The organism is Flagellimonas sp. L-11 (assembly GCF_056857735.1).
Genome location: NZ_JBSXNR010000072.1, coordinates 155,717 through 180,796, shown reverse-complemented (window position 1 = coordinate 180,796; position 25,080 = coordinate 155,717). Strand labels below are relative to the sequence as shown.

27 protein-coding genes are annotated in these 25,080 nt (G+C 42.1%); 5 read left to right on the top strand and 22 right to left on the bottom strand.

The genetic code is table 11. From position 1 onward, the window contains the following. Positions 1 to 111: 111 nt before the first annotated feature. The 4 genes from fabD to AC13CC_RS14490 are packed head-to-tail and all read right to left on the bottom strand — an operon-like array spanning position 112 to position 4,556. Positions 112 to 996, bottom strand: a complete 885-nt coding sequence (fabD, locus tag AC13CC_RS14505) for an ACP S-malonyltransferase (RefSeq protein WP_326277105.1) — start codon at positions 994 to 996, stop codon at positions 112 to 114. 47 nt (positions 997 to 1,043) lie between these two features. After that, positions 1,044 to 1,559, bottom strand: a complete 516-nt coding sequence (locus AC13CC_RS14500) for a gamma carbonic anhydrase family protein (RefSeq protein WP_482877726.1) — start codon at positions 1,557 to 1,559, stop codon at positions 1,044 to 1,046. Positions 1,560 to 1,608: 49 nt separating this feature from the next. Continuing rightward, a complete protein-coding gene (locus tag AC13CC_RS14495; RefSeq protein WP_482877724.1) occupies positions 1,609 to 2,340 on the bottom strand; it encodes a LytR/AlgR family response regulator transcription factor in 732 nt (243 codons plus the stop codon). A gap of 2 nt (positions 2,341 to 2,342) precedes the next feature. Next, positions 2,343 to 4,556, bottom strand: a complete 2,214-nt coding sequence (locus tag AC13CC_RS14490; RefSeq protein ID WP_482877723.1) for a tetratricopeptide repeat-containing sensor histidine kinase — start codon at positions 4,554 to 4,556, stop codon at positions 2,343 to 2,345. 198 nt (positions 4,557 to 4,754) lie between these two features. Here AC13CC_RS14490 and AC13CC_RS14485 point away from each other — a divergent pair, with 198 nt between their 5' ends. Beyond that, positions 4,755 to 5,930, top strand: a complete 1,176-nt coding sequence (locus AC13CC_RS14485; protein ID WP_482877722.1) for a VWA domain-containing protein — start codon at positions 4,755 to 4,757, stop codon at positions 5,928 to 5,930. 101 nt (positions 5,931 to 6,031) lie between these two features. On the opposite strand, the gene AC13CC_RS14480 is transcribed toward AC13CC_RS14485, so the two are convergent. Continuing rightward, positions 6,032 to 7,027, bottom strand: a complete 996-nt coding sequence (locus AC13CC_RS14480) for a PorP/SprF family type IX secretion system membrane protein (protein WP_326277100.1) — start codon at positions 7,025 to 7,027, stop codon at positions 6,032 to 6,034. A gap of 126 nt (positions 7,028 to 7,153) precedes the next feature. On the opposite strand from AC13CC_RS14480, the gene AC13CC_RS14475 reads away from it, so the two are divergent. The 4 genes from AC13CC_RS14475 to AC13CC_RS14460 all read left to right on the top strand — a co-directional run bounded on the left by AC13CC_RS14475 (position 7,154) and on the right by AC13CC_RS14460 (position 11,401). Then, on the top strand, positions 7,154 to 8,050 hold the full coding sequence (locus tag AC13CC_RS14475; RefSeq protein ID WP_326277099.1) for a NifU family protein: 897 nt from the start codon (positions 7,154 to 7,156) through the stop codon (positions 8,048 to 8,050). Between the two features lie 72 nt (positions 8,051 to 8,122). Further along, positions 8,123 to 8,323, top strand: coding sequence for a dodecin family protein (locus tag AC13CC_RS14470; RefSeq protein WP_163625329.1), 201 nt, complete (start codon positions 8,123 to 8,125; stop codon positions 8,321 to 8,323). Between the two features lie 67 nt (positions 8,324 to 8,390). After that, positions 8,391 to 10,490 carry a thioredoxin domain-containing protein gene (locus tag AC13CC_RS14465; protein ID WP_482877720.1) on the top strand — a complete coding sequence of 700 codons (2,100 nt, stop codon included), beginning with the start codon at positions 8,391 to 8,393 and terminating at the stop codon, positions 10,488 to 10,490. An 83-nt stretch (positions 10,491 to 10,573) separates the two neighbouring features. Beyond that, a complete protein-coding gene (locus AC13CC_RS14460; RefSeq protein WP_482877719.1) occupies positions 10,574 to 11,401 on the top strand; it encodes a mechanosensitive ion channel family protein in 828 nt (275 codons plus the stop codon). On the opposite strand, the gene tsaB is transcribed toward AC13CC_RS14460, so the two are convergent. The 17 genes from tsaB to gcvH form a co-directional block, all read right to left on the bottom strand. Beyond that, positions 11,398 to 12,078, bottom strand: a complete 681-nt coding sequence (gene tsaB / locus AC13CC_RS14455; RefSeq protein ID WP_482877718.1) for a tRNA (adenosine(37)-N6)-threonylcarbamoyltransferase complex dimerization subunit type 1 TsaB — start codon at positions 12,076 to 12,078, stop codon at positions 11,398 to 11,400. The two genes, AC13CC_RS14460 and tsaB, sit on opposite strands and share 4 nt — an antisense overlap. Before the next feature lie 16 nt (positions 12,079 to 12,094). Then, a complete protein-coding gene (locus AC13CC_RS14450; protein WP_482877717.1) occupies positions 12,095 to 13,444 on the bottom strand; it encodes a TolC family protein in 1,350 nt (449 codons plus the stop codon). 42 nt (positions 13,445 to 13,486) lie between these two features. After that, positions 13,487 to 14,605, bottom strand: a complete 1,119-nt coding sequence (locus AC13CC_RS14445; RefSeq protein WP_482877715.1) for an efflux RND transporter periplasmic adaptor subunit — start codon at positions 14,603 to 14,605, stop codon at positions 13,487 to 13,489. A 38-nt stretch (positions 14,606 to 14,643) separates the two neighbouring features. After that, entirely contained in the window at positions 14,644 to 15,822 is a 1,179-nt protein-coding gene (locus AC13CC_RS14440) for an ABC transporter permease (RefSeq protein WP_482877714.1), read from the bottom strand. 80 nt (positions 15,823 to 15,902) lie between these two features. Beyond that, positions 15,903 to 17,132 carry an ABC transporter permease gene (locus tag AC13CC_RS14435; RefSeq protein WP_326277092.1) on the bottom strand — a complete coding sequence of 410 codons (1,230 nt, stop codon included), beginning with the start codon at positions 17,130 to 17,132 and terminating at the stop codon, positions 15,903 to 15,905. Then, a complete protein-coding gene (locus tag AC13CC_RS14430; protein ID WP_326277091.1) occupies positions 17,125 to 17,826 on the bottom strand; it encodes an ABC transporter ATP-binding protein in 702 nt (233 codons plus the stop codon). The genes AC13CC_RS14435 and AC13CC_RS14430 overlap by 8 nt, the downstream gene beginning before the upstream one ends. 344 nt (positions 17,827 to 18,170) lie before the next feature. Then, a complete protein-coding gene (locus AC13CC_RS14425; RefSeq protein WP_014033200.1) occupies positions 18,171 to 18,383 on the bottom strand; it encodes a hypothetical protein in 213 nt (70 codons plus the stop codon). A gap of 7 nt (positions 18,384 to 18,390) precedes the next feature. Continuing rightward, positions 18,391 to 18,927 carry a DUF420 domain-containing protein gene (locus AC13CC_RS14420; protein ID WP_326277090.1) on the bottom strand — a complete coding sequence of 179 codons (537 nt, stop codon included), beginning with the start codon at positions 18,925 to 18,927 and terminating at the stop codon, positions 18,391 to 18,393. Next, the gene (locus AC13CC_RS14415; protein WP_326277089.1) at positions 18,924 to 19,667 is read right to left on the bottom strand and encodes an SCO family protein; all 744 of its coding nucleotides are present in this window, start codon (positions 19,665 to 19,667) and stop codon (positions 18,924 to 18,926) included. Before AC13CC_RS14415 ends, AC13CC_RS14420 begins: the two co-directional genes overlap by 4 nt. Continuing rightward, positions 19,648 to 20,280, bottom strand: a complete 633-nt coding sequence (locus tag AC13CC_RS14410; RefSeq protein ID WP_326277088.1) for a hypothetical protein — start codon at positions 20,278 to 20,280, stop codon at positions 19,648 to 19,650. Before AC13CC_RS14410 ends, AC13CC_RS14415 begins: the two co-directional genes overlap by 20 nt. A gap of 71 nt (positions 20,281 to 20,351) precedes the next feature. Beyond that, positions 20,352 to 20,735, bottom strand: coding sequence for a cytochrome C oxidase subunit IV family protein (locus AC13CC_RS14405; RefSeq protein ID WP_326277087.1), 384 nt, complete (start codon positions 20,733 to 20,735; stop codon positions 20,352 to 20,354). A gap of 15 nt (positions 20,736 to 20,750) precedes the next feature. Next, positions 20,751 to 21,725, bottom strand: coding sequence for a cytochrome c oxidase subunit 3 (locus tag AC13CC_RS14400; RefSeq protein WP_326277086.1), 975 nt, complete (start codon positions 21,723 to 21,725; stop codon positions 20,751 to 20,753). Positions 21,726 to 21,817: 92 nt separating this feature from the next. After that, the gene (locus tag AC13CC_RS14395; RefSeq protein WP_326277085.1) at positions 21,818 to 22,399 is read right to left on the bottom strand and encodes a cytochrome c oxidase subunit 3; all 582 of its coding nucleotides are present in this window, start codon (positions 22,397 to 22,399) and stop codon (positions 21,818 to 21,820) included. 1 nt (position 22,400) lies between these two features. Next, a complete protein-coding gene (cyoE, locus tag AC13CC_RS14390) occupies positions 22,401 to 23,303 on the bottom strand; it encodes a heme o synthase (protein ID WP_326277084.1) in 903 nt (300 codons plus the stop codon). A 160-nt stretch (positions 23,304 to 23,463) separates the two neighbouring features. Continuing rightward, positions 23,464 to 24,168, bottom strand: coding sequence for an energy transducer TonB (locus AC13CC_RS14385; protein WP_482877711.1), 705 nt, complete (start codon positions 24,166 to 24,168; stop codon positions 23,464 to 23,466). A gap of 63 nt (positions 24,169 to 24,231) precedes the next feature. Beyond that, positions 24,232 to 24,612 (bottom strand): VanZ family protein, encoded by a 381-nt coding sequence (locus AC13CC_RS14380; RefSeq protein ID WP_326277082.1) that lies wholly within the window; start codon positions 24,610 to 24,612, stop codon positions 24,232 to 24,234. Positions 24,613 to 24,631: 19 nt separating this feature from the next. Continuing rightward, on the bottom strand, positions 24,632 to 25,012 hold the full coding sequence (gene gcvH / locus AC13CC_RS14375) for a glycine cleavage system protein GcvH (RefSeq protein WP_326277081.1): 381 nt from the start codon (positions 25,010 to 25,012) through the stop codon (positions 24,632 to 24,634). Between the last annotated feature and the right edge of the window lie 68 nt (positions 25,013 to 25,080).

The window sequence follows — 25,080 nt, the reverse complement described above, 5'->3', positions numbered from 1 at the left end:
AGCTATATATAGGTCGGTGATTTGGGGCTACCAATATTACAAAAAAAGGCAAGGAATATCCTTGCCAATTAGTTTAAACCTCAATTTATTCGGATAAAGTGTTTTCCTTGCCTATGAAACTGTCGCCGAACTGGTTTCGGCCTCGCGGTGGATTTTTTTAACCAAGCCTTGCAACACCTTGCCAGGCCCTACTTCCACAAAGGATGCAGCTCCATCTTTTACCATTTGTTGCACGCTTTGCGTCCACTTTACGGGAGCCGTTAATTGTAGTATTAAATTCTTCTTGATTTCCTCAGCATCCGACACGGCCGTGGTCGTCACATTTTGATAAATAGGGCAAGTAGGTGTTTTGAATTCCGTAGATTCAATCGCTGCCGCCAATTCTTCCCTAGCCGGTTCCATTAAAGGGGAATGAAATGCTCCTCCAACCGGCAACAACAAGGCTCTTCTTGCCCCGGCCTCCTTCATTTTTTCACAGGCTATGTTTACTGCATCCACCTCTCCAGAGATCACCAATTGCCCTGGACAATTATAGTTGGCGGGAACCACAATACCTTCCACTTCGGTACAGATTTTTTCCACCACCTCATCTTCCAAGCCCAAAACAGCGGCCATGGTACTGGGTTGAACTTCACAAGCCTTTTGCATGGCAAGGGCACGTTGTGAAACTAATTTTAGGCCATCTTCAAAATTTAAGGTTCCATTGGCTACCAAAGCGGAGAATTCCCCTAAAGAATGCCCGGCCACCATATCTGGTTTAAAAGCATCTCCCAACACCTTGCTCAAAATCACGGAGTGCAAAAAGATGGCGGGCTGGGTCACCTTGGTCTGTTTTAGATCTTCGGCAGTGCCCTCGAACATGATATCGGTTATGGAAAACCCTAGAATTTCGTTGGCTTTTTCAAAAAGTTCCTGTGCTTCGGAATGGTTTTCGTAGAGGTCCAAGCCCATACCTACAAATTGTGCTCCCTGTCCCGGAAAAATATATGCATTCATAGTTGTCGAATTTTTGAGTGGGACAAAAATAGGGATAATTTGTTTGCTTACCCTTCTTTAAACCAGCTGGAATACTTTACATAGTTGTTGGCGATCCTATCTATCTCTCCCTTGGAAAGCTCCGGACTGATGTCCTTTATCCTTTTAGCAGGCATACCCGCATAAATACTCCCGGCCTCTACATGTGTGCCTTTGGTAACCACTGCTCCTGCAGCAATAATGGAATTGCTTTCCACCACGCAATCATCCATAATAATGCTCCCCATACCCACTAGCACATCGTCCTTAATGGTACAACCGTGCACTATGGCATTATGTCCAATGGAAACGTTATTTCCGATAGTGGTCGGGGATTTTTCATAGGTACAATGGATCACGGCGCCGTCCTGCACATTGACCTTGTTTCCCATTTTTATATAATGGACATCGCCCCTGATCACGGCATTGAACCAAACGCTGCACTGGTCGCCCATACATACCTCACCAACAATGGTGGCATTTTCAGCTATAAAACAATCTTTTCCTATTTCTGGGGATTTTCCCCTTACGGATTTGAGTATCATTCTTTTAAATTTTAAGAAGTAGAAACATCTCGACAGCTCAATATGCAAATTATTGAAAATGCGACAATAGATCGGCTTTTTTGGAAGCTGAAACGGAAAGTTCCTTGCCATTGGAAAGCACAACGCTTCCTCCTTTCCCCTTTTTGTACTTGACCACTTCCGCAACATTTACCAAATAGGATTTATGGATGCGGGCAAAGGAATAGGATTTCAATGCCTCTTCAAAATATTTTAGTGTTTTGCTCACCACTATTTTTTTCTTTTCCAGATAGATTTCGGTGTAGTTATCATCTGCTTTACAAAAATAGATATCCGATACATCCAACACTTGAAAGCCGTCTAGTTGGGGCAGGGTTATTTTTCCCTCTGCACGAACGGGCCTTGCCTGCAGCACTTGTCCCTCCAAGGCATTTTCTTTCTCCTTGATGGCCCTAACGTAGTCCACTGCCTTTATCAATTCATCAATATTGATGGGTTTCATTAAATAATAGGCTGCATGGTGGTTCAGTGCATCCATGGCATATTGATTGTAGGCCGTAACAAAAATGGTCTCGAATGTACGGTCGGGAATTTGGTCCAGCAGGTCAAAAGCATTGCCAAAAGGCATTTCCACATCCAAAAATACCAAATCCGGGTTATGCTTTTTGATTTGGGCCAACCCCTCATCAATGGTTGCCCCCTCGCCCATCAAATCAATGTTTTTGCAGTATTTGGTCAAATAGTTCCGAAGTATTTCGCGGCTATTGGCTTCATCTTCAACTAGGATCGCTTTAAGTTCCATCACTATTTTTTGAGTTTTAAGGATACCCGTGTACCCGTTCGGTCGTTATTTAAATCAGAAATGGATACATCTACCCGGTTTTTGTACATATCGTTCAAAATTTGGATTCGCTTTTGGATATTGCCCATCCCTTTTGATTTCTGTTTCTTTTGATTGGTGGTCTTCAGGGCCGCCGATTTTTTCCTTCCAATACCGTTGTCCTCGATACAGATTTCGAGCAAATCATTGGTGACCTGTCTTACCTTTATTTTTAAGAATCCTTTTTCTTCTTTGTAGCGCAAACCATGCCATATAGCATTTTCAATATAAGGTTGAAGCAGCATGGGCGGAATCTGAAAGGCAGCTATGTCGATTTTGTCGTCTACCTCAATTTCATAATCAAACTTATCCGAAAATCGCGAATGTTCCAGTTTTACATAAAGTTTCAGCAACTCCAATTCTTTGGCCAACGGAATAAAGTCCTCTTCGGAATTTTCGAGTACGTTGCGCATCAATACGGAGAACTCGCTCAAAAAGCGGTTGGCACTTCGCTCGTCGCTCTTAGCAATGTAATTGTTCACGGAATTGAGCGCATTGAAGATAAAATGGGGATTCATTTGGGTTCGGAGCGATTTCAACGCCAAAAGGTTATTGGCCAATTTTTGCTGTTTGTTGCTCCGGTAATACAGAAATGCAGTGAGCGCCATAAGGGCTATCCCGAATATCAAGGAGTAAATGATCCATTTTTGGCGCTTGCTGGTCTCTTCGTACAACTGTTGCTCCGTAACGGCCAAACTGTACTTGCTTTGGCTGAGCTCCCGTTCCTGTTCCAAACTGGAAATGCGGTTTTGCGTGTTTGCTATCTCCCGATTAAAGCGGACGGCCTGTGAAATTTCCTGCTCTTTTCGCACATACAAACTGTCCACCACGGCCACATAATCTTGGTAAGACTCCAATGCCTTGGTATAATTGCCCTTGTAGCGATACACTTCGGACAATTTCCGCGTAGCGTCCTTTTGCACGATCAAATCATCGTCCTTATCGGCCTCAACAATGCTTTTTTGCAGGTAAGGTATGGCCTCATCCAATTTATCCTGGGCGATATATGCATTGGCTATTTTATAATTGATGCGCTGTGAGGTAATGGTGTCCCCTGCAGAGACTCCCTCCTCATTTGAAGGAACATTGGATCGGGGCAACTGTTCCAGTTCGTCCAGGTTTTTTTTGCGCAACTGGATCTCGTCATCATACCGGTTTTTTCGATTGTAAAAATCCGCTACTTTCTCGCTTTCCTGAATCAACCGTTCGGGTGCCACTTGCTTGGATAGGTTCAAGGAATTTTGATAATAGCCTTCGGCCTCGACCACCCTGTTTTCACTGGCAAAGGCATCGGCAATTTTGGAACTTAAATCTATTTCCTTCGGAGAGATTTGGTTTTTTTCGGCAATGACAAGTCCTTGCCGGTAATAGTTTTGTGCATCTTTAAGGTTGGACAACTCCATGTTGGCATCTCCCAGCGCTTCAAAAAGTTCCACCCGCTGATAGGGCACCATGTTTTTTTCCCCGACCAAGGGTTCCAAAATGGAAATTGCGTTTTCGTGGTCACCGTTCAGCACATACGCCTGCCCCAATAGTAATTTTGTTTTGTTGGATTTCAGGGCGGTCAAGGCATCCTTAAAATTTGTAATGGCCAGATCGTACTGCTTGTGATACATGTAAATTTCCCCAAGAGTTCGAAGGGATGATGAAAACTCCCGCTTGTTTCCTATGCTCCCCAATGGCTCCATGGAACGGGCAATAAAATCGATACTTTTTTCAAGGTTCTTTTTCTTGTAGAAATTGGCCGAATCCAAAAAGCGTTGGTGATCCATCAGATCATTTCTTGAACTGGATACTTCACGCTTTTGCGTTTGGGAGGAGGTTGAACGGCCATAGCCCTCCACCAATACATCCACGTCTTCATTTGATTTAATGCGGTAACGGACCGTTTCCAATTCCGGCCCTTCAATGATCAACATATCCCCAATGGATGCCTTGATGGCAAACTCGCCCAAAGCATTGGTTCTGGTGTAAGCCCCCTTATCCGTGGAAACTTGGACCCCAGAAATGGGTACATAGTTCTCCTTGCCCTTTACGGAACCTTTGATTTCCATTTGCCCTTGCACATTTCCAACTTGCGCCAAACTGCTCAAGGAAGTCATCAACACCAATAATACTATGTATGCTTTGCGAATCATAACTTAGGTAAACATACTGCTTCCCAAGCATTTTAAAAAATAGGTTCTAGCTGGATTAGGTTGAAAAGCATCACAATTATCCTTGGTTACGAAGTGATCCGGTCCGGTCGCTCATTTTAAGTGCCGTGTTAATCATTCTGGATTTTTATTGATGAAAGATGCAAATACATTTACCTCAACTTTAAAAATTATTGCACCATGAAACATATAAATCATTTATTGGGCACGGCACTTTTGCTATTTATGACGGGTACAAGCTACGGTTGCAACCTTAAGGCCCAAAACAACGAAAAAACTACATTGGTCACCCAATATGCCGAGATAAATCCAAAGGAACAATATGTGAAAATCGCCTTGTTATTGGACACCAGCAATAGTATGGACGGACTCATCAACCAAGCCAAGGCTCAATTATGGGATATTGTAAACGAATTTACCCATGCCAAATGTGGCACCGGTGTTCGGCCATCCCTTCAAATTGCGCTTTATGAGTATGGGAATGACAAGCTTTCGTCCCGGGAAGGGTACATAAGACAGGTTTTGGGATTTAGCAATGACCTGGACGAGATTTCAGAAAAATTGTTCTCTTTAACCACCAACGGTGGCGAAGAATATTGCGGACAAGTAATCCATACCTCATTAAAACAATTGGATTGGGGCAATAACGCCGATGACCTTAAAATGATCTTTATTGCGGGCAACGAACCTTTTACGCAAGGGAAGTTGGATTATAGGGATGCAGCCGCCAATGCCAAGGAAAAAGACATTATTGTGAACACCATTTTTTGCGGCAACTACGACCAAGGCATTGCTATCATGTGGAAAAAAGGAGCCACACTTACCGGTGGCGAGTATATGGCAATCGACCACAATAGGCAGGTAGTCCATATAGATACGCCTTACGATGACATTATCATTCAGCTGAATTCCAAATTGAACGACACTTACATCTCCTATGGTTCCATTGGGAGGCAGAAAAAAGAGCTTCAATCCAGGCAAGATGGCAATGCAGCGGCCTTGGAAGAAGTGGTAGTGGTAAAACGTGCCGTGAGCAAAAGTTCAAGGTTGTACAAAAATTCACAATGGGACTTGGTGGATGCCGTAGCGGATGATGAAGCGGTCATATCCAAATTGAAAGACCGAGATTTGCCAAAAGAACTTCAGGGAAAAACCGAAAGTGAGGTCAAGGCTTATATAGAGCAAAAGAAAACGGAACGGGAAGAAATTCAAAAGAGGATACAGGAACTCAATACCAAACGTGAGGCCTTTATTGCCGAACATCAAAAAGAAGAAGCAGGAGAACTTGAAAATGCCATGCTTTCGGCCATTAAGGCCCAGGCTTCAAAGAAAAACTATACTTGGGATAAAAATTAGAATTGCCAATCAAAGGCACGTTGTCACATCGAGCGCAGTCGGGATGTCTTTAAAAGTTCTCGACTGCGCTCGAACCGACATTCATTCCCTTATCTCAACAACTAATTATTAGCTGCAGGGCAATAACAGTCGTAACGGTTGCCGTCATCACTCTGTCCAAAGTCGTACCCTAAGGTAATTTGGTGGAACCCTCCGTTATCAAAACGGATATCCCCGGATTGGTAGGAATAATTGTATGAGAACATGAATCTATTCACATTAACCCCGATAATCGGCGTAAACAATTGCAAGCGTTGTTCCCCGAAATTTCCGTTGGATTGAAATTGTGCCCCATCAAAACTACGTCGGTACGACAAACCGGCCCATACTGTACCAAAACTAACATCTCGATACACTTTAGCATTCAAATCTACAGTTTTCTCTTTGGTAAAATCCGTCATCTGGAACAAAATGGATGGTTCAATCCGTGTATTTTTTCCAAAAACATATCCAACGGAGAACAGGTAACGTCTCAAGTTGTCAAATTCAGCTGCCGTGTATAGGTCACGTCCACTGCCCAAAATATTTAAAATAGCAGCATGTGCATAAAACTCGAACAAATTGTAGGAAACACCCAAATCCACATTAAAATAGCTCGCCGTGTTCTTTACCCCGGTAACAACAGGGTCTGGAATCACGGACCTAAATTCCGTTTCATCCAAACTACTGAGTATAATGCCTGCACTCAAACCTAAAGAAAGCTGGTTGAGCGTTCTAAAATCGCCGCCCAATTGCAAATGGTGTGCGTAAGTCGCTTTGAAGCCCGTTTGGGAGTGGTACCCATTGGAGTCATTAAACAGTATGCCTCCTACCCCACTGCGCTCACCAACCCTGGAATTTATGTTCAGTGTCTGCAAGCTTGGTGCTTCATCCACATTAAACCACTGTTTCCTGGCTGTAAGGCGAACCTTGGTCCCCTCGGCGATACCTGCCATGGATGGATAGACCAAGTAATAATTGTCCGCCAAGTAATCAAAATACACGGGAATTCCTTCCTGCGCTTTGGCCACGGACCCAAAAAACAGGGTTAGGATAATTGAGGTTAAAATACGTCTCATGTGACGGTTGGGGCTAGAATGGTTGCTCAATACAATAAAACACTAAGATAACGGCAAGCAACACACATTATTATAATATTTTGCTGCGCATCCTAACTATTGGTACTTTTGCATCAAAGATTCAAGATGAAAGAATACAACATTACGGTTGTTCCTACCAACAACCCCAAGATAATCAAGTTGGAAGCCAACCATTTTTTGGTTAAGGGCAACTATGAATATAAAAACATAGACGAGGCCAAAAACTCCCCCTTGGCACAACAACTCTTCTATCTTCCATTTATCAAAACCGTGTACATTTCCAGTAATTTTGTGGCATTGGAAAGGTTTGATATTGTGGAGTGGAACGATGTTAAGGACGAAGTGGCCCAGCAATTGGTAGAGTACCTTAATGCTGGAGAACCTGTGGTAAACGAAGAAGATGTTAAAAAGAAGCAGCCCATTACCGTTTATGCGGAGGTGACCCCCAATCCTGCGGTGATGAAGTTTGTCTCCAACAAGCGTATTGTTCCCAGCACTTACGAATTCAAGAATATTGATGAAGCGAAAGATTCGCCTTTGGCCATAGAATTGTTCCATTTTCCCTTTGTAAAAGAGGTTTTTATGGACGAGAACTATGTCTCCGTCACCAAATATGAGGTTGCGGATTGGGAGGAAATCAATATGCAATTGCGTGAATTCATCCGGGATTACTTAGCAGATGGAAAAGATGTGGTTACGGCAGAAGCGATCCAAAAAAGCAAAGAGACCGTTGGGCAAAAAACCACGCAAACCCAATATGATGATACTTCCCAACAAATTATAGACATTTTGGAAGAATATGTAAAACCGGCCGTTGCCAGCGATGGCGGAAACATTCTTTTCCAATCTTATGAAGAGCAAAGTGGAACGGTTAGCGTAATCCTTCAAGGTGCCTGTAGTGGTTGTCCATCTTCTACATTTACCCTGAAAAATGGCATCGAGACCATGCTCAAGAACATGATGGGCGAAAAAATCAAGGAAGTAGTGGCTTTAAACGGCTAATTAACTTCATTTTACTGCCGGATTTCCATCAAAATTTGTTAAATTCAAGGGAATCTAAAAAATACATTGACCATGGCAGTTTTAAAAGTTATCGAAGTATTGGCGAATTCCAGCAAAAGCTGGGAAGATGCAACCAACAAAGCGTTGGACCAAGCATCAAAATCCGTCAAGAATATTCGTTCCATCTATATCAACGAGCAAAGTGCCACGGTAAAAGATGGAAAAATTGACGACTACAGGGTAAACGTAAAGATTACCTTTGAAGTTCAGTAGAAAATTTGAAGAAAAGAAAATGCGTCCAGCAACGGACGCATTTTTTTATGCTTAAAATGTTCAGTTAATGAAAAAAGTGCTTTTCTTCATAATAATTACAATCGCAACCCTAAGTTGCAAACAAAAACCTAAGGAAGTGACCCACGAACATACCAATGCACTCATCCATGAGACTAGTCCCTATCTTCTGCAACATGCCCACAATCCCGTAAATTGGGAAGCATGGCACCCCGATGTGTTGGAACGGGCAAAAAAAGAGGATAAGCTATTGCTCATCAGTATTGGCTATGCCGCTTGTCATTGGTGCCATGTGATGGAAAAGGAATGTTTTGAAGACGCGGAAGTGGCCGAGGTGATGAACGAAAACTTCATCAACATTAAAATTGACCGTGAGGAGCGTCCCGATGTGGACCAGATCTACATGGACGCCATCCAAATGATATCTGGACAAGGTGGGTGGCCCCTAAACATAGTTGCGCTACCCGATGGAAGGCCTTTTTGGGGTGCTACGTACGTACCCAAGGACAATTGGATAAAATCGTTGGAGCAGCTCGCAGAACTCTATAAAAAAGATAAACCACGGGTAACCCAATACGCCACGGATTTGGCCAATGGGCTCCAAGCCATCAATTTGGTGGAAAACGATAAGGACAGTGACCTGTATTCTTTGGACCAACTGAATGTGGCAATCCAAAATTGGACCCAATATTTTGATACATTTTTAGGTGGCCACAAGCGCGCCCCCAAATTTATGATGCCAAACAACTGGGACTTTTTATTGCACTATGCCACCGCCATGGACAAACCTGAAATTATGGGGTTTGTTGACACCACGTTAACCCGAATGGCCTACGGTGGTGTATACGACCATGTAGGAGGAGGGTTTTCCAGGTACGCCGTGGACACTAAATGGCATGTGCCTCATTTTGAAAAAATGCTGTATGACAATGGTCAGTTGACAAGCCTTTATGCCAAGGCCTATGCCGTAACCAAAAACGAATTGTACAAAAGCGTAGTGGAGGAAACCATCAACTTTGTTCAAGAAGAACTTTTGGATCGCAGTGGCGGTTTTTATTCCTCTTTGGATGCCGACAGTCTTGATGAAAACGGCGAATTGGCAGAAGGTGCCTATTATGTTTGGACCAAAGAAGAGCTTACCCGTTTATTGGGGGATGATTATGAGGTCTTTCAAGCGTATTTTAACATTAATTCCTATGGACATTGGGAAGAAGGCAACTATGTGCCCATTAGGGATAAAAATGATGAAGAAATAGCCGAAAAATTCAAGATCACAGTGCCAGCCCTGACAAGTAAAATAAACGAGAGCTTGGCCGTACTCAAAAAAGAAAGAAGCAAGCGTCCCAAACCCCGATTGGATGATAAAATTTTGACATCTTGGAATGGTTTGATGCTAAAAGGCCTGGTTGATGCATACCGTTATTTAGGCAATGACTCCTATCTAAAACTTGCGCAAAAAAATGCCGGGTTTATTGAGCGTGAAATGATCAAAAATGATGGCTCGCTTTACCGCAACCACAAAGCTGGTAAAAGCACCATCAATGGTTTTTTAGAGGATTATGCCTCGGTAATCGATGCCTATTTTTCGCTCTACGAGGTCACTTTTGACGAAAAATGGCTCGATTTGGCCAAAAACCTCCTTGATTATTCCAAAAAACACTTTTTTGATGAAGCTTCCGGCATGTTCTTTTATACTTCGGATGAAGATCAATCTTTGATCAGAAGAACCATAGAGGTGGACGATAATGTGATATCTTCCTCCAACTCCATCATGGCCATCAATTTGTATAAATTTCATAAGCTCTACCCTGGGGAAGGCTATGGTGCCTTGTCCGAGCAAATGCTGAAAAACGTCCAAAAGGATTTTGATCGCAGGGCACAAGGTTTTGCCAACTGGTTGCATTTGGTGCTGTTCCAGAATCAAGATTTTTATGAAATCGCCATACTTGGCGAGGACTACAAAAGTTTGGGGCAACAAATTGGCAAGGAATATGTCCCCAACAGTATTTTGGCAGGCTCCCAAAAAGAGGGAAATTTGGAACTGTTAAAAAACAGGGGGAACCCTAACAAAACCCTAGTTTATGTTTGTATAGAAGGGGCCTGTAAACTCCCTGTAACAAAAGTGGAAGAGGCTTTAAAACAACTGTAGGCAACATTAACATTTGTTTAAAAACCTTTTCTTTTATATCAGTTGAATATTAACTACGTTGCCATTTAAACTAAAAAACCATTATGGAAGAACTAGAAAATTACCAAACATACATTGATCAGGCCATGGATTGGGCCGTGGGCATTTTACCAAGTCTTATAACGGCCATCATCACATTTTTCATAGGTCTTTGGGTCATCAAATTTTTCAATCGAATGGTCCGTCGCTTTTTTGTAAAAAAGGATTATGATGAAACCTTGGAATCCTTCTTACAGAGTTTTATTAGTATTACCCTAAAAGCATTACTGTTTGTTTTGGTGATTACGCAATTGGGCGTTAAGACCTCTTCCTTGGTCGCCATTGTGGGTGCCGCGGGCCTTGCTGTTGGTTTGGCATTACAGGGATCTTTGGCCAATTTTGCCGGTGGGGTACTTATCCTCATTTTTAAACCTTTCAAGGTAGGGGATTGGATTTCTGCACAAGGTGTGGATGGCACTGTAAAGGAAATTTCCATTTTCAACACTAAGTTGAGCACTTTTGGCAACCAAATTGCCATTATCCCGAATGGACAACTGTCCAACGGCAACATTGTAAACTATAACATGGAAAATACCCGAAGGGATAAATTTGATGTAGGTATCGGGTATGGGGCAAACATTAAGGAGGCCAAAGAAATCTTGTTACAGATTTGTGCAGACAATCCGGACATCAATACCGAGCCAGCACCGGAAGTCTACGTTGGCGCATTGGCAGACAGTTCGGTAAACCTAACACTACGTTTTTGGGCCAATACCGATGTATTTTGGTCCGCACACTTTTATGTGATCGAGCAAACAAAATTACGTTTTGATGCCGCTGGAATCGAAATTCCATTCCCACAAAGGGTTATGCACAAGGCTTTGGAAGATTAATTTTTATTCTTTTTCTGCTGAAGGACAAAGTCTTTGAGGTAGTAAGGTTCAAAATAGGCCACATCCTCAAATTGACCGGCTTTGTATTTCCTGAATGCAATCGAGGCCATATCCTTGGCAGAAGGGACTATAGATTCATCAAAAACAAAATTGGGGTGTTGCAGGACACCCCTACATTTTTCTGCACCACTGCCCACTACATATACTTTGATATCCGAAACATAATCGGCAAAAGATTCCTCATTGACAATCTCTGCACGGGTCTCTCGTACTTCTTTATGATCAGAACCGTAGATACAGGAATAGACTTCCATGCGTCTGGCATCCAGTACAGGAATCACCAGTTCATCAGGTTTCAATTGCACCTGATGCGCCATACTTTGCAAAGTAGGCACGGAAATCAACGGTATGTCCAGAGAAAAGCACAGCCCTTTGGCAGCGGACACCCCTATCCGGAGTCCTGTGTACGAACCTGGTCCTTTACTTATAGAAATGGCATCCAGGTCCGAAAATGACAAAGAAGCCTCTTTCAAGGCTTCTTTTATAAATACATGCAATTGTTCCGAATGCGAATAGCTCGCTGCATTGTTCTCCTTTAGGACAACAATTTCATTATCCTTTGACATGCTCACGGAGCAATTGGTGGTCGCGGTTTCCAAATGTAGTAGTATAGCCATAGCGGCCACAAAGATACTAGTTTAATGCAATGGGTAACCCAAAGTAGAATTCCAATATTTTCAACCGGAAGATATAATCGTACTTGGCTCGGATCACATCGGCTTGGGCATTTTCCACTCTGGACTGTGCCTGACTAAAGTCAAAAGCGTTCATTAATCCAACATCAAAACGCTCTTTGGCATATTCGTAGGCCAAACGTCTGGCTTCCAAAGTTTTTTCCGCTGCAATATAAGCCTTTTCAAACGTACTTACATCCACATAGGCCTGTTGGATAGTGTTTTCCAAGTCCAGCTTATCCTGTTTAAATTGCAATTTTGCTTTTTCCAAACTAATCTTAGATCGCATCACGTTGTTACGAGTGCTCCACCCGTTAAATATGGGTATGTTCAATTGTGCCCCGTAACTTATACCATCAAAAATCCATAACTGGTCCGTTAGGTTCGGCGTATAGGGAATTCCGTCACCGTCAGGTATTTGGGTCACATCGGAATATCTAGTACCATATTGGAAAAATGCAGACAAGGTCGGCAAATAAGCACCTTTGGCAATCTTAAGGTCCTGTTCGGCCAAATCCACATTGGATTCGGAGAATTTGATATCGTTTCTAAAACCCAAGGCCTTATCAAAAATTACCTTTGGAGAGTTTTTAAGGATATCCGAAGGTGGAATTTCGAACTCCTCTTCTGCAATATCAAAGTTTTCGTAATCGGTTATCTGTAGCAATTGTGCCAAATTAACACGAGCGATCAAAACATTGCTTTCACCGTTCACGATCTGCTGTTCTTGATTGGCAGCGGTTGCCTCAATCTCCAAAAGATCGCCCCTTGGCACAACTCCAGATTCCACCAGCTCCTTGGTCCTTTTCAAGTCTTGTTCCGTAACGGCGTATTGCGCTTTAAAGGTTTTTAATTGCTCCTTGTTGGAAAGTACCTGTAAATAGGCATTGGCCACATTTAAACGAATATCGTCCTTTAAATTATCCAAACGATATTGGTTGGCAATGGCATTCATTTTTGCCCTGTTCAATTGGTGCATGTTCCTCAAGCCATCAAAAAGGGTTACATTGGAGCTAACACCAATGTTCATGTTATTTGCCGTACTGTTTGTGGGCAGGTTGTTTGTTGGGTTAATGGAGAAACCTGTATTACTCGATACCGATGTTGATCCATTTAAGCTAGGAAGCATATTTCCTATGGCATCGGACTTATCTATTTTAGCGTTTTCCAGATCTAGTTCAAATTGTTCTACGGTCAAATTGTTCTCCACCGCGTATTCCACACACTCCAGAAGCGTCCATTGACGTACTTGGGCACTGGTCAAGGTAACGGCGAACAATAATAGTAGTAACGTTATGCTATTTTTCATTCGTTTCTTGATTTTGGTTTGTATAATGATGGTCAGCATGGATCAATCCTCTTCAGATTTCTTCTCGAGCTTGTTCCAGACTTTGATCTTATCATCTTCGCCAATGCCTGAAACAATTTCTACGTCTATACCATCACTGACGCCCAACTCAAGATCTTTGCGTTCGAATTCGTTTTCGCCTGTCTGTACTTCCACGTATGGTTTTTCGGTCTCCTTATCAAACTGAAGCAAAGCTTCTTTTATGGCCAACACATCCTTTTTCTCTTCCAAAACAATGGAAGCGTTTGCACTGTACCCGGCCCGCACATACGAAGTGCTATCGCTTTCCTTTACATCCAAATCACCTTCGATCTTAAACTGAACGGCACCTTCTTCTTCCACACCTTTAGGCGCAATGAATTTTAATTTGGCATCGAACTTTTGCTCTTCCAAGGCTCCAAGGCTTATTTCCAATGGCATTCCCACTCTTAACTTCCCAACCTCGGCCTCGTCCACTTCACCTTCAAAGATCATTTTGGACATATCGGCGATGGTGGCGATGGTGGTCCCTTCGTTAAAGTTGTTGCTTTGTATCACCTGATCTCCTTCTTTTACAGGAATCTCAAGAATAGTTCCGGAAACAGTTGCCCTTATGTTGGTGTTTGCACTGGCGGAACCTCCCGCGGAGCCTTTTCTGATAATCTGATAATCGGCCTGGGCATTTTTTAATTCTTGCAATGCCTGGTCATAGGTCAACTTTAAGTTGTTGAAGTCCTGACTGGAGATAACACCTTTGTCAAACAGCGTTTTGTTCCTATCGTATTCTATTTTGGCATTGTTAAGGGCCAATTCCGCATTGCGGACCCTTCCTGCGGCTTGGTTCACGGATTGCTCGTTGGGAACCACTTTTATTACAGCGATAAGGTCACCGGACTTTACCTTGGCACCTTCTTCCAATAGGATTTTGTCTATAATCCCGGAAATTTGGGGTTTGATGTTGATTTCATCCTCAGGTATCACCTTTCCGGTAACGATTACTTTATTTATGATGTCCTTTCGTTCTGCTGTTTCGGTCTTATACAGCTCTACAGGAGTACTGTTCTGCTTTAAAAAGTAGACAACGGCGGCCAAAATACCAATGACCACTACCCCTATCAATCCGTATTTTACATACTTGTTCATTCTTGCTTATTTGATTCGTTATTTAATTGTATTGATGATTATTCTTCTCTTAGTGCATCTATGGGCTTAATTTTTACGGCACGGTTGGCTGGCAATAGGCCTATGAGCACACTTAGTCCTACCATTAAAATAAATGATACGATAAACTGTGGGATGCTTATCATGGGCTGCACGAAAGGGAAGTTCTCCCCGCTGCCAAACATGGCATCCAAAATGGATAATATTCCCACCGCAACCGCAAATCCTACCAAACCAGCGAATGCCGTCAGAACAATGGCCTCCACAACAATTTGACGTTTTACGATGACCGGGGTTGCGCCCAAGGCCCTACGCACTCCTATCTCTTGTGTACGCTCCTTTACCGTGATCAACAGAATATTGCTAATGGCTATAACGCCCGCCAGTAATGTGAAGATTCCCACAAAAAAGGAAAATCCTTTTAGAACCGTTGTAAATGCCGTGATATTATTGAATATCTCCGACATATCGAAGCTTCCTATGGCACGCTCGTCATCTGGGTGGATATCGTACTTGGCCTTTAAAATGCTCTTGATCTGACTTTCTACAAAAGGTACTGGTGTATTCTCTTCGACCGCAATGGCCATCCATCCCATCCTATCGCCGGAATTAAAGGCTTTTTGAAAAGTGGTAAAGGGTATAAATACTGCATTTTCCCCATCAATATTAATGTTGTTGTTGGGCTTGTAAATTCCCACCACACTAAAATATACGCCGTTGATACGGATATCCTCGCCTATGGCATTATCCCCTTTATCAAATAGAAGTTTATAGGTTTCTTCGCCAATAACACATACTTTTTTGGAATGTTCGATATCGGTCTGGTTCAAGAACCTGCCTTCCACCAGCTTCTTTTTGGTGATGTTGTCTATTTCCGGAAAGTCTCCGTACACTGCAGAACCACTTGTCTGTCCATTTCTGTAGACGGTTACAGTTCCCCTGTGACTGGCCAGCTCAATTCGTGGTGCAAGGACCTCAATCTCTGGAATCTGTCTCTTTAAGATGTCCGCGTCTTCGAGCTTGTAGCGGATTCTTCGTCCACGTTCAAAACCCTTGTAGGGTTCGGAAGTGGATTGTCCCCAAACAAACAAGCTGTTCGAGGCAGTTCCGGCAAAAAGCTTGTTGAACCCGTTGCTCATTCCATTGGCCGACCCCAATAACAGCACCAAGATGATCATGGCGAAAATTACGCCTAACATAGTTAGGAAGGTTCTGAACATATTCTTGCCCAGCGTATGAAAAATCTCTATCCACAAATCCTTATCAAATAACCACATAACTATATATCACTTAGTGCAACAATGGGTTTAACATTTGCAGCTTTCATGGCGGGCAACAGCCCTGCCAATACTCCTGCAATTATCAAAATAATGGTGGCCGTAACCACGGTGGAAAGATTTACCGAGGGATTGCTAAAGGCAGGTGTCTCTATCATGGGGCCTACCGCGGCCAAAATCATCCAAGCGAACAACAATCCCACAAAACCAGAAATGGTGGTAATAAAAACGGATTCCAACAATACCAAGTTTATAATTTGACGTGGTCTTGCCCCAAGTGCTTTCCGAACCCCGATTTCCTTTGTCCTTTCCTTGATCGTAAATACCATAATATTTCCGATGCCAACGATTCCTGCAACGAGGATCAAAAAACCTACTCCGATACCGATACCTTTTAAAACCGACGTAAAACTGCTGATATTTTCAAAGGCTTCTGCATAGTTCCAAACATTAAGGCCTGCTTGATCGTCCGGAGCGATCTTATGGCGTCTTTTCATCAATATTTCCAATCTTTCGGAAAATGCCAATGCCTCTGTCAAATCATAATTGGGATTATAGGTCAAGGCAATACTGGCAATTTCGTTGGTGTTGCCATAAATGCGCTGATAGGTACTCACCGGTGCATAAATTCTTCTTTCCGCATTATCATCGCCATCATCGGTAAAAATCCCGATTACCCTAAAGGGCAAACCATTGAACTCTATAAACTTTCCAAGGGGGTCTTCTTTTTTGAACAGATCTTCGGCCACTTTTCTGCCGATGACTGCTACTTTGGCCTTATTGACAATATCTGCCTCATTAATATACCTACCGGCAACAACCAAGGTTTTTTCTATGGCCTGATGATCGGGATGGGTCGCTTGCACGGAATATGAGCCCGTTTCCTCTTTATATCTTGCCGCTGTATTGGCATAATATCGGGCGCTTATATATTCAATATCTTTAGAAAAGCTCTGCTTGATATACTCTAAATCATCATTTTTTAATTGAATGCGTCTGCCAGCTTCAAAACCACCATACGCCTTGGAAGTAGTTCCTGTCCGGACAAAGATGGAGTTGGTGGCATCATCGTTGAACTGACCGACAAAACCGTTTTGCATACCGTTTACCGAAGCGAGCAACATTACCAAAATAAAGATGGCCCAACCCACGGAGAAACCTGTCAAAAATGTTCTCAGTTTATTGGTTTTTAGCGTATTGAATATTTCCTGCCAAACGTCACGATCAAACATACTGTTCTGCTCTTACTTGTTCGATTTTCTTGTCCTCCACAATAATACCATCCTTAAGGTGTACTATACGTTTGCACATATGGGCTATATCTTCCTCGTGGGTAACCACCAAAATGGTATTTCCGTCATCGTTGATTTTTTGGATAAGGTCCATGACCTCATAGGAAGTTGTACTGTCCAGGGCACCCGTTGGCTCATCCGCCAAAAGAACTTTGGGTTCCGCAGCCATGGCTCGCGCAATGGCCACCCTTTGTTTTTGACCTCCGGAAAGTTCACTGGGCAAGTGGTCCGCCCATGGTTTTAAGCCAACTCGCTCCAAATACTTCATGGCCTTTTCTTGGCGTTCCTTTCTGGGCACTTTTTGATAATAGAGCGGAAGGGCCACATTCTCCAAGGCACTTTTATAATTGATCAAGTTGAAGGATTGAAAGATGAATCCCAAGAATTTGTTCCTATATTGGGCAGCCTTGGTTTCGCTCAGGTTTTTGATCGGCACACCATCCAAGGTATACTCACCGGAATCCGCTCCGTCCAACATTCCCAAAATGTTCAACAATGTGGATTTTCCAGATCCCGAAGACCCCATAATGGCCACAAGCTCCCCTTCTTTTACTTTAAAATTTATCCCCTTTAAAACATGGAGGGAATTACTCCCCATCTTATAGGATTTATGAAGATCTTTGATTTCAATCATGATTGATGATGTTAGCTATCTTACGTTTACCTCTGCAAGTAAGACAGTAATGTTGTTAAATTGTTACAAGATTTTTTACTTTTTTTTCCAAACGACGCATTTAATCACCCATTCCTTGGCAAAATCCAGGTAGGATTACCCAAATAGAGATGCCCGTGGCAACAGATAGTACGCTTAAAAAAATGTAGTTGATTCTTTATTGGGGCGCCAAATATTTTGGCCACTGTTCCAGGCCGAACAAGGTCGGCTATTTTGATCAATGAGCCACGCAGGCGTCTAACAATAAGACAATCAAACCCACTAAACATTACAGTCTAAGCTAAGACTTGAGCAGAAAAACTGTTTTAGCTTCTCATTTTTCTATAAATGAAGTAGAAAAGGCCAGCCACCAATACATAGGGCACGGCCATTAGGTAAACAATTCCGTTATTGATCGCCTCTGCAGTTTTTCCATCGGATTCACTTTCCACAACCGCACGGCACATGGCGCATTGGGCTTCCGACACAGTTGGGAAAACCAATATAACAAGTAGAATGAACAGCAATTTTGTTTTCATGGAAAAATCAATATTGATAATAGGGTGAAATCATAACATAGACCAAAACCCCGGTAACCGCAACATATAGCCATATCGGAAAGGTGTATTTTGCCCATTGCCTATGACCTTCAAAATCGTCCAAATACACTTTTGAATATGTGATCAACACCAAAGGAATTACCGATATGGACAAGACAATGTGCGTCATTAAAATAAAGTAATAAACAAATTTAATGGGACCTTCTCCACCAAAAACAGTCGTTTCAGAGGTCATATGGTAGGCTACATACATGATCAGAAACAATGCTGACAGTACAATATTGGTCGTCATCAACCTACGGTGTATCAATTGCCTGCCATTTTTAATGGCTATAAATGCAAGAATGAGCAAGATTGAGGTCAAACCATTGATTGCCGCATATATCGGTGGCAAAAAAGATAATGGTTTTGCATTTGGGATCTTGTACCTAAACAATACGGCAACCACTAAAGGTATTGCAATGGAAATTACGGTTATCAATCTATTATACCGTTTTTCCTTCAAAGAAATTTCATCGGTCATTCTGCCAATAGTTTTTTAATGTCCTCCTTTAATATCGTAATCTGTTGGGTTTCCCCGTCTGAGTTTACTCCTTGCTCTTCTGTAATGGTACCGCGATAATAGATCAAGGGGTTGCCAAACCCATCTTTACGCGAACGAATATATCCATTTTTATCCACCAATGCGAACATACCGGAATGCTCAAACCCGCCCGGGGCATCTTGGTCTTGGTTTGCAAAGATGTAAAATCCTTCTTGTGCCAATTGATAAATCTTGTCCTGATCACCTGTCAACAAGTGCCAATCCTTATCCGTAATCCCATATTTTTTGGCATACTTGGTCAGCACAGATGGTGTATCATACCGTGGGTTAATGGTAAAGGATGCCACCCCAAAATCCTCATCTCCCTTAAAGGTTTCCTGTAGTTCCACCAAGTTCTTGGTCATTACAGGGCAAATGGTCGGACAGGTGGTAAAGAAGAACTCCACCACATAGACCTTCCCCAAATAATCCTCGTTGGTAACAATTACGCTATCCTGATTGTAAAATGAAAAGTCGGGGACTCTGCGTTTTTCTCCCTGATTTACCACAAAACCTACTTTGGTGTTTTTGTTTGGAACACTCATACGGTCGTTTTCCACGACTGTGTTCCCTTTTATCCGTTTTGTGATCTCGTACACGGCAAAAATCCCAAAAATCAAGATGATTGCGGATACCCAAATGTAGGTGTACTTCTTTTTATTATTTGCTCCTGTCGGCATTGTTCTTTTTTAGGGCCAGACGGTATTCTGCCAAGATAATCTTGACATCGTCCACCATTTTATTGTTCAGTTCTGCAACGGAAGAGGTATCAAATCCATATTTGACGCCTTCATCTTCATCGTCGGTACGTCCGCGTAGGCTTAGGTCTTTGTCAACTATAAAAACATTGGGGGTAGCCAAATCATCGCCCAAATCAACATTGGTTTGCAATGATTCAAAAAGTGACTTGATTTCGTCTTCGGTACCAAAGGCAAAGTGCCATTTATCCACGTTGGACAATTTCCCCAATTCATTCTTCAACTCCCCCACTTGCCCTTCATTGCCTTGGGGAACGACCATGATCATTTGAAAATCGTTGAATTCTCCAAATCTTTTGTAAATCTTTTGATTTAGATTGAAAGCATTCCCTTGCATTTTTTCCACATTGTTTCCCAAAAAACCGAGAATGGTAATCTTGTCTTTAAACTGAACGTTGGGATCCATTTGGGAAACATCGGATATTTTTTCGGTAAGGATTGGCAAACGTCCAAAATTGTTTACCCCCGATGCAAAAAACAGATAGACCACGACAGGGAGCACAAAAAGGGTTGCTAATACGATTTTCTTTTTCATAGTGTTTTCAACCGTACAAAAATAAAAAAAGACGGTTGGAAAACCGTCTTTTAATTTTGTTAAATACTTTCTTAGAAGTCCCAGGTTATGAATCCCTCGGTATATACATTATAAATGTAATCTGCTTCGAACAGCAGAATGAATATTAAATAACATATCAGGAATATGGGGGTCCATACAATTACCCTTCTTAATGGTGTTTTTTCGTCCCTAAGGTGCATAAAGTCCCACGCAATGTAATAGGCTTTCACCAAAGTTAGGATGATAAAAATCCAATTGAGCAATTTCATCCCCAAAAAGTAGCCGTGGGTCAAAAATTTTGGTTTAACAATACCCAAAGCAACTTCAATAGTGGTGACTATTGTGAGGAAGATAAGCACGCCCCAAATTTTTTGGGTGTTCGACTTAAATTTTAAAAGTCCTCTAAAAATCTCAAGTTTATGTTCGTGTGCCATTTAGAATCAATGTTTTTATACCAAATAAAAGAATGTAAATACGAATACCCATACCAAATCCACAAAGTGCCAGTACAGCCCAACTTTCTCCACCATTTCGTAATGGCCCCTACGTTGGTATGTACCCAAAATCACATTAAAGAATATGATGATGTTGATCACTACACCCGAGAATACGTGGAATCCGTGGAATCCTGTGATAAAGAAGAAGAAATCCGCGAACAGTCTGTGACCGTATTCGTTGTGGACAAGGTTGGCACCTTCCACCACTTGATTGGCTTCCAATATTTTGGCCAAAGATTCTTTTCTGTCCAAAAGGGTCTTTTCCCCCTCTTCATTCAATTTCTCGGTACGGATCAAGATATTTGGTGTTGCCTTGAAACCTTCCACAACTTCATTTAGGGAGTAGGATGTTTTGTAACCTTCGCTCTCAAACCAAATTCCTTGGTTTGCTTGGTGCTTTATTCTTTCTTCCGGTAGGGTTTCGGCAAAATCGGCCAAGGCAGCTCTTTCCCCGGTTTCCGCATTCACAAACTGAAGAATTCTTCCTGAGTTTGTTTCTACAGCTCCGTAATCGCCCTTTATAAAAGTTGCCCATTCCCAAGCTTGCGAGCCAACAAAGATGGCACCACCGATAATGGTAAGGAACATGTAAAGGATAACGCTTTTCTGTTTCATTTTATGACCTGCATCCACGGCCAATACCATGGTCACGGAAGACATAATCAAAATAAAGGTCATAAAGGCCACATAGTACATGGGGTAGTTTCCATGGAAAAAAGGCACGTGGGTAAATACCTCATCGGCAATTGGCCATAGCTCTATAAACTTAAATCTTGAGAAACCGTATGCCACCAAAAAACCAGAAAAGGTCAAGGCATCCGACATGATAAAAAACCACATCATCATTTTTCCATAGCTAGCGCCGAGGGGTTTATTTCCACCTCCCCAAACGCTGTCTTCCGTACCGGTACTTACCGTTGCATCCATATAAAAGGTCGTTTTATTAAAACTTTCACAAATTTACATTTTTTGATGTATTGTAAAAGACAAACTTGATTGAAAACTGCACCAATCAAAATTTATTTCACGAAATACATAAATAGAATTAGATATACCCAAATAAAATCCAGAAAATGCCAAAAAGTGGCCCCTAATTCCATCCCCAACATGTTCTCCGGGGTATATTTACTTCTGAGTTGTTGCACCAAAACCACCGAAAGCGATATTAATCCTGCCACGACGTGGGCAATGTGCACCGCCGCCAACAAAAAGACGTAGGACATTTTTATGTTGCTCGTGGGACCTGTAAAATAATAGCCATCTTCCAACATTTGGGAAAACCCTACAAATTGTAAGGATATAAATGTTATCCCGAGCACCAATGTGATGAGCAAAAATACTGTCCCGTTCTTTTGATTGTTTTTGGCTACGGCTTTTTTGGCCACGAAATAGGTGATACTGCTCAAGATAATCATGGCGGTACTGATGAAAAATGCACTGGGCAGCTCCAAATCGCTTACCCAATCTTCCCGTTTACTACTTACAATGTAGGCACTGGTCCAACCGGCAAAGCCCATAATCAAACTCACAATACCGAACCAGAGCATCATTTTTTTTGCCCGCCTGTTCTTTTCTTCCGCTGTTCCTTGGGTTAAATCCATTTTAGTTTATAAACTTATCTATTACGTACACTACTTGAATCAATGATATATAGGTGACACTGGCCAACATCAATTTTCTTGCTGATGGATTGTCTCTTTTTTCATATAGTTTGAAGGCGAAAAACAACATGACCAATCCAGACAACAATACAATTGCAGCTGCTGGAATGGAAAGGTGCAATCTTCCCGTAAACCCAAACACTGGAATTATGGAGATAACGATCATCCAGATGGTATATAGGATTATCTGAAGGGCCGTACCCTTATCCTTTTTGCCCGTAGGCAACATTTTAAAACCTGCTTGTTTGTAATCTTCATCCAACATCCAACCTAAGGCCCAAAAATGTGGGAACTGCCAAAAAAATTGGATCATGAACAACGTTCCTGGTTCAATGCCAAAATCATCGGTTGCCGCTACCCAACCCAACATAAAGGGTATGGCTCCTGGGAAAGCCCCAACAAATACCGCGAGTGGCGACTTTGTTTTTAAAGGCGTATAAACACTTGTGTACAAAAATATGGAGATGGCGCCGAACATGGCTGTTTTGGGGCTAAGTGCAAAAAGGGCCAACACTCCCAATACCGTTAAAAACACGGCAACGACCAAGGCAGTTTTTACCGACATTCTTCCCGAAGGAATCGGTCTGTTCTTGGTTCGCTTCATTAAAGCGTCCAAATCTTTTTCTATGATTTGATTGTACGCGTTTGACGCCCCTACCATGCAGTACCCCCCAAACATCAACAATAGCAAGGACACCACATCAATCTGATAGGCACCCAAAAAATAGCCCGCAACGGAGGAGAAAACCACACTAATGGCCAGTTTGGCCTTGGTAATCTCCTTAAAATCGGAAAATAATAAGGAAAAGGTATTGTTTTTTACGGAACCTACGGCAGATTTCATCCACATCTTTATTGGCTGGCAAAGATAACGCCAGTACGTATCTTTTGCAACCAAAGCTAAAGTTTTATGATTCTTGGAGTTAAATCCATAAAAAAAGCCCGAATGAAATTATCATTAGGGCTTCTCCATTCCTGCCTAGACAGGAATCATATAACTCTTATTACTGTAGCTTAAATGTAATTGGAATACTGAAAGGTACTTTTACGGGTCTACCTCTTTGCTTTCCAGGAGTCATTTTAGGCAATTTTTGGATAATTCTCATTGCCTCAGCTTCTAAGTTTTTATCCGGTCCGCGCATTCTAATGTTTCCGATACTTCCATCTTTCTGGATAACGAAAATTACGCTAACCCTACCTTGAACACCCATTTCTTGGGCTATTTCCGGGTAACGGAAATTTTTACGGATGTGCTGCTGCATCATTTCCTGAAAACATGCTTTTTTATCGCTTGCATTTTCACAACCTGGGAAAACGGGAACGTCCTCAATTACGGCAAAAGGAACGGAAATATCTTCTTCTACCTCTTCCACTACAACTTCCTCGACTTCGATTACCTCTTCCTCTTGGCTAGTTTCAGTAGACTCGATTACGGTCTCTTCCACTTCCTCTTCATCTTCTACGACCTCGATTACTTCGGGGGCAGCAGGTGGCGGTGGTGGTGGTGGAGTTTTGATCTGCTCGGTCATTGGCACTTCTTCGTCCAATTGATCTTCAACATTCATAGAAATGTCGTAGTCAGCTACTTTATCATATTTTTTCCACTCCATGGCACCGTAGACCAATGCCAAAACAGCTGCCAATCCTATAACAAAATATAGCGTACTGTTTCTTCCTACGTCTGCTTTCGGGTTCTTTTTTGGTTCCATCCTTTTTCTCCTTTTCTAAATTTAGTGTTTGCTAATTTAATTATTAATTGGTTAAATAAACAATTAAAATTTCCATTTTAACGGGTTTTTCTTGGAAAAAACCCACATAATAAGCCCAATTCCTGCAAATGCGCCCAATGCATTGGCCAAAAAATCGCCAATTTCGGCCATTCGATCAGTTGTGACCGCATACTGTAATACTTCAATAATCATACCATATACGATTGCCAAGCCCACAACAATTTTTGTGGTCTTGCCCAGTCCAAGGCCTCCCTTGGTTCTTTCCCGAAAACTCAAACAACCTACAAATCCGAAGACCATATAAAATATGAAGTGTGTGATTTTATCGGCATAGGGAATGTTCAGGTTACCTGTATCCAAGTCCATATCCGAAAAAGAAAATAAGCTGAGCATCGTAATGACGATCACCCAGCTTACAAACAATAAGGTATATTTATTTTTTTTAAGCACCTATCAATGCCTTGTAATCGTCGGCACTCATAAGGTCATCCACCTCGGAGGGCTCGCTTATTTTGATTTTTACCATCCAACCATCGCCATAAGGGTCGGAGTTTACTTTCTCGGGCTCATCTTCCAAAGCTTCATTAAACTCAATAATCTCCCCGCTCAAGGGCAAAAACAGATCGGAAACCGTTTTTACGGCTTCCACGGTTCCGAAAACCTCTTCTTTATCCAATGTTTCGTCCAAAGTCTCCACTTCTACATAAACTATATCCCCTAGTTCACTCTGGGCGAAATCCGTAATTCCAACGGTTGCGATATCCCCATCTATTTTGACCCACTCATGGTCTTTCGTGTACTTTAATCCTGATGGTATGTTCATTACTATATATTTGAATTAGTCAATGGACAAATGTAACAGATTGCGGAAAGCTTTTCAAAGAAACTTTG

What these genes read in the sequence shown, in the direction of transcription:
- AC13CC_RS14490 (WP_482877723.1), bottom strand. Translation starts at nt 4,556, where the DNA reads ATGATTCGCAAAGCATACATAGTATTATTGGTGTTGATGACTTCCTTG.
- AC13CC_RS14445 (WP_482877715.1), bottom strand. Translation starts at nt 14,605, where the DNA reads ATGAACAAGTATGTAAAATACGGATTGATAGGGGTAGTGGTCATTGGT.
- fabD (WP_326277105.1), bottom strand. Translation starts at nt 996, where the DNA reads ATGAATGCATATATTTTTCCGGGACAGGGAGCACAATTTGTAGGTATG.
- AC13CC_RS14480 (WP_326277100.1), bottom strand. Translation starts at nt 7,027, where the DNA reads ATGAGACGTATTTTAACCTCAATTATCCTAACCCTGTTTTTTGGGTCC.
- AC13CC_RS14430 (WP_326277091.1), bottom strand. Translation starts at nt 17,826, where the DNA reads ATGATTGAAATCAAAGATCTTCATAAATCCTATAAGATGGGGAGTAAT.
- AC13CC_RS14410 (WP_326277088.1), bottom strand. Translation starts at nt 20,280, where the DNA reads ATGAAAAAGAAAATCGTATTAGCAACCCTTTTTGTGCTCCCTGTCGTG.
- AC13CC_RS14495 (WP_482877724.1), bottom strand. Translation starts at nt 2,340, where the DNA reads ATGGAACTTAAAGCGATCCTAGTTGAAGATGAAGCCAATAGCCGCGAA.
- cyoE (WP_326277084.1), bottom strand. Translation starts at nt 23,303, where the DNA reads ATGAAATCTGCCGTAGGTTCCGTAAAAAACAATACCTTTTCCTTATTA.
- AC13CC_RS14435 (WP_326277092.1), bottom strand. Translation starts at nt 17,132, where the DNA reads ATGTTTGATCGTGACGTTTGGCAGGAAATATTCAATACGCTAAAAACC.
- AC13CC_RS14485 (WP_482877722.1), top strand. Translation starts at nt 4,755, where the DNA reads ATGAAACATATAAATCATTTATTGGGCACGGCACTTTTGCTATTTATG.
- AC13CC_RS14465 (WP_482877720.1), top strand. Translation starts at nt 8,391, where the DNA reads ATGAAAAAAGTGCTTTTCTTCATAATAATTACAATCGCAACCCTAAGT.
- AC13CC_RS14475 (WP_326277099.1), top strand. Translation starts at nt 7,154, where the DNA reads ATGAAAGAATACAACATTACGGTTGTTCCTACCAACAACCCCAAGATA.
- AC13CC_RS14420 (WP_326277090.1), bottom strand. Translation starts at nt 18,927, where the DNA reads ATGACCGATGAAATTTCTTTGAAGGAAAAACGGTATAATAGATTGATA.
- AC13CC_RS14450 (WP_482877717.1), bottom strand. Translation starts at nt 13,444, where the DNA reads ATGAAAAATAGCATAACGTTACTACTATTATTGTTCGCCGTTACCTTG.
- AC13CC_RS14500 (WP_482877726.1), bottom strand. Translation starts at nt 1,559, where the DNA reads ATGATACTCAAATCCGTAAGGGGAAAATCCCCAGAAATAGGAAAAGAT.
- AC13CC_RS14425 (WP_014033200.1), bottom strand. Translation starts at nt 18,383, where the DNA reads ATGAAAACAAAATTGCTGTTCATTCTACTTGTTATATTGGTTTTCCCA.
- AC13CC_RS14400 (WP_326277086.1), bottom strand. Translation starts at nt 21,725, where the DNA reads ATGGATGCAACGGTAAGTACCGGTACGGAAGACAGCGTTTGGGGAGGT.
- AC13CC_RS14460 (WP_482877719.1), top strand. Translation starts at nt 10,574, where the DNA reads ATGGAAGAACTAGAAAATTACCAAACATACATTGATCAGGCCATGGAT.
- tsaB (WP_482877718.1), bottom strand. Translation starts at nt 12,078, where the DNA reads ATGGCTATACTACTACATTTGGAAACCGCGACCACCAATTGCTCCGTG.
- AC13CC_RS14395 (WP_326277085.1), bottom strand. Translation starts at nt 22,399, where the DNA reads ATGGATTTAACCCAAGGAACAGCGGAAGAAAAGAACAGGCGGGCAAAA.
- gcvH (WP_326277081.1), bottom strand. Translation starts at nt 25,012, where the DNA reads ATGAACATACCATCAGGATTAAAGTACACGAAAGACCATGAGTGGGTC.
- AC13CC_RS14470 (WP_163625329.1), top strand. Translation starts at nt 8,123, where the DNA reads ATGGCAGTTTTAAAAGTTATCGAAGTATTGGCGAATTCCAGCAAAAGC.
- AC13CC_RS14405 (WP_326277087.1), bottom strand. Translation starts at nt 20,735, where the DNA reads ATGGCACACGAACATAAACTTGAGATTTTTAGAGGACTTTTAAAATTT.
- AC13CC_RS14385 (WP_482877711.1), bottom strand. Translation starts at nt 24,168, where the DNA reads ATGGAACCAAAAAAGAACCCGAAAGCAGACGTAGGAAGAAACAGTACG.
- AC13CC_RS14415 (WP_326277089.1), bottom strand. Translation starts at nt 19,667, where the DNA reads ATGCCGACAGGAGCAAATAATAAAAAGAAGTACACCTACATTTGGGTA.
- AC13CC_RS14440 (WP_482877714.1), bottom strand. Translation starts at nt 15,822, where the DNA reads ATGTTAGGCGTAATTTTCGCCATGATCATCTTGGTGCTGTTATTGGGG.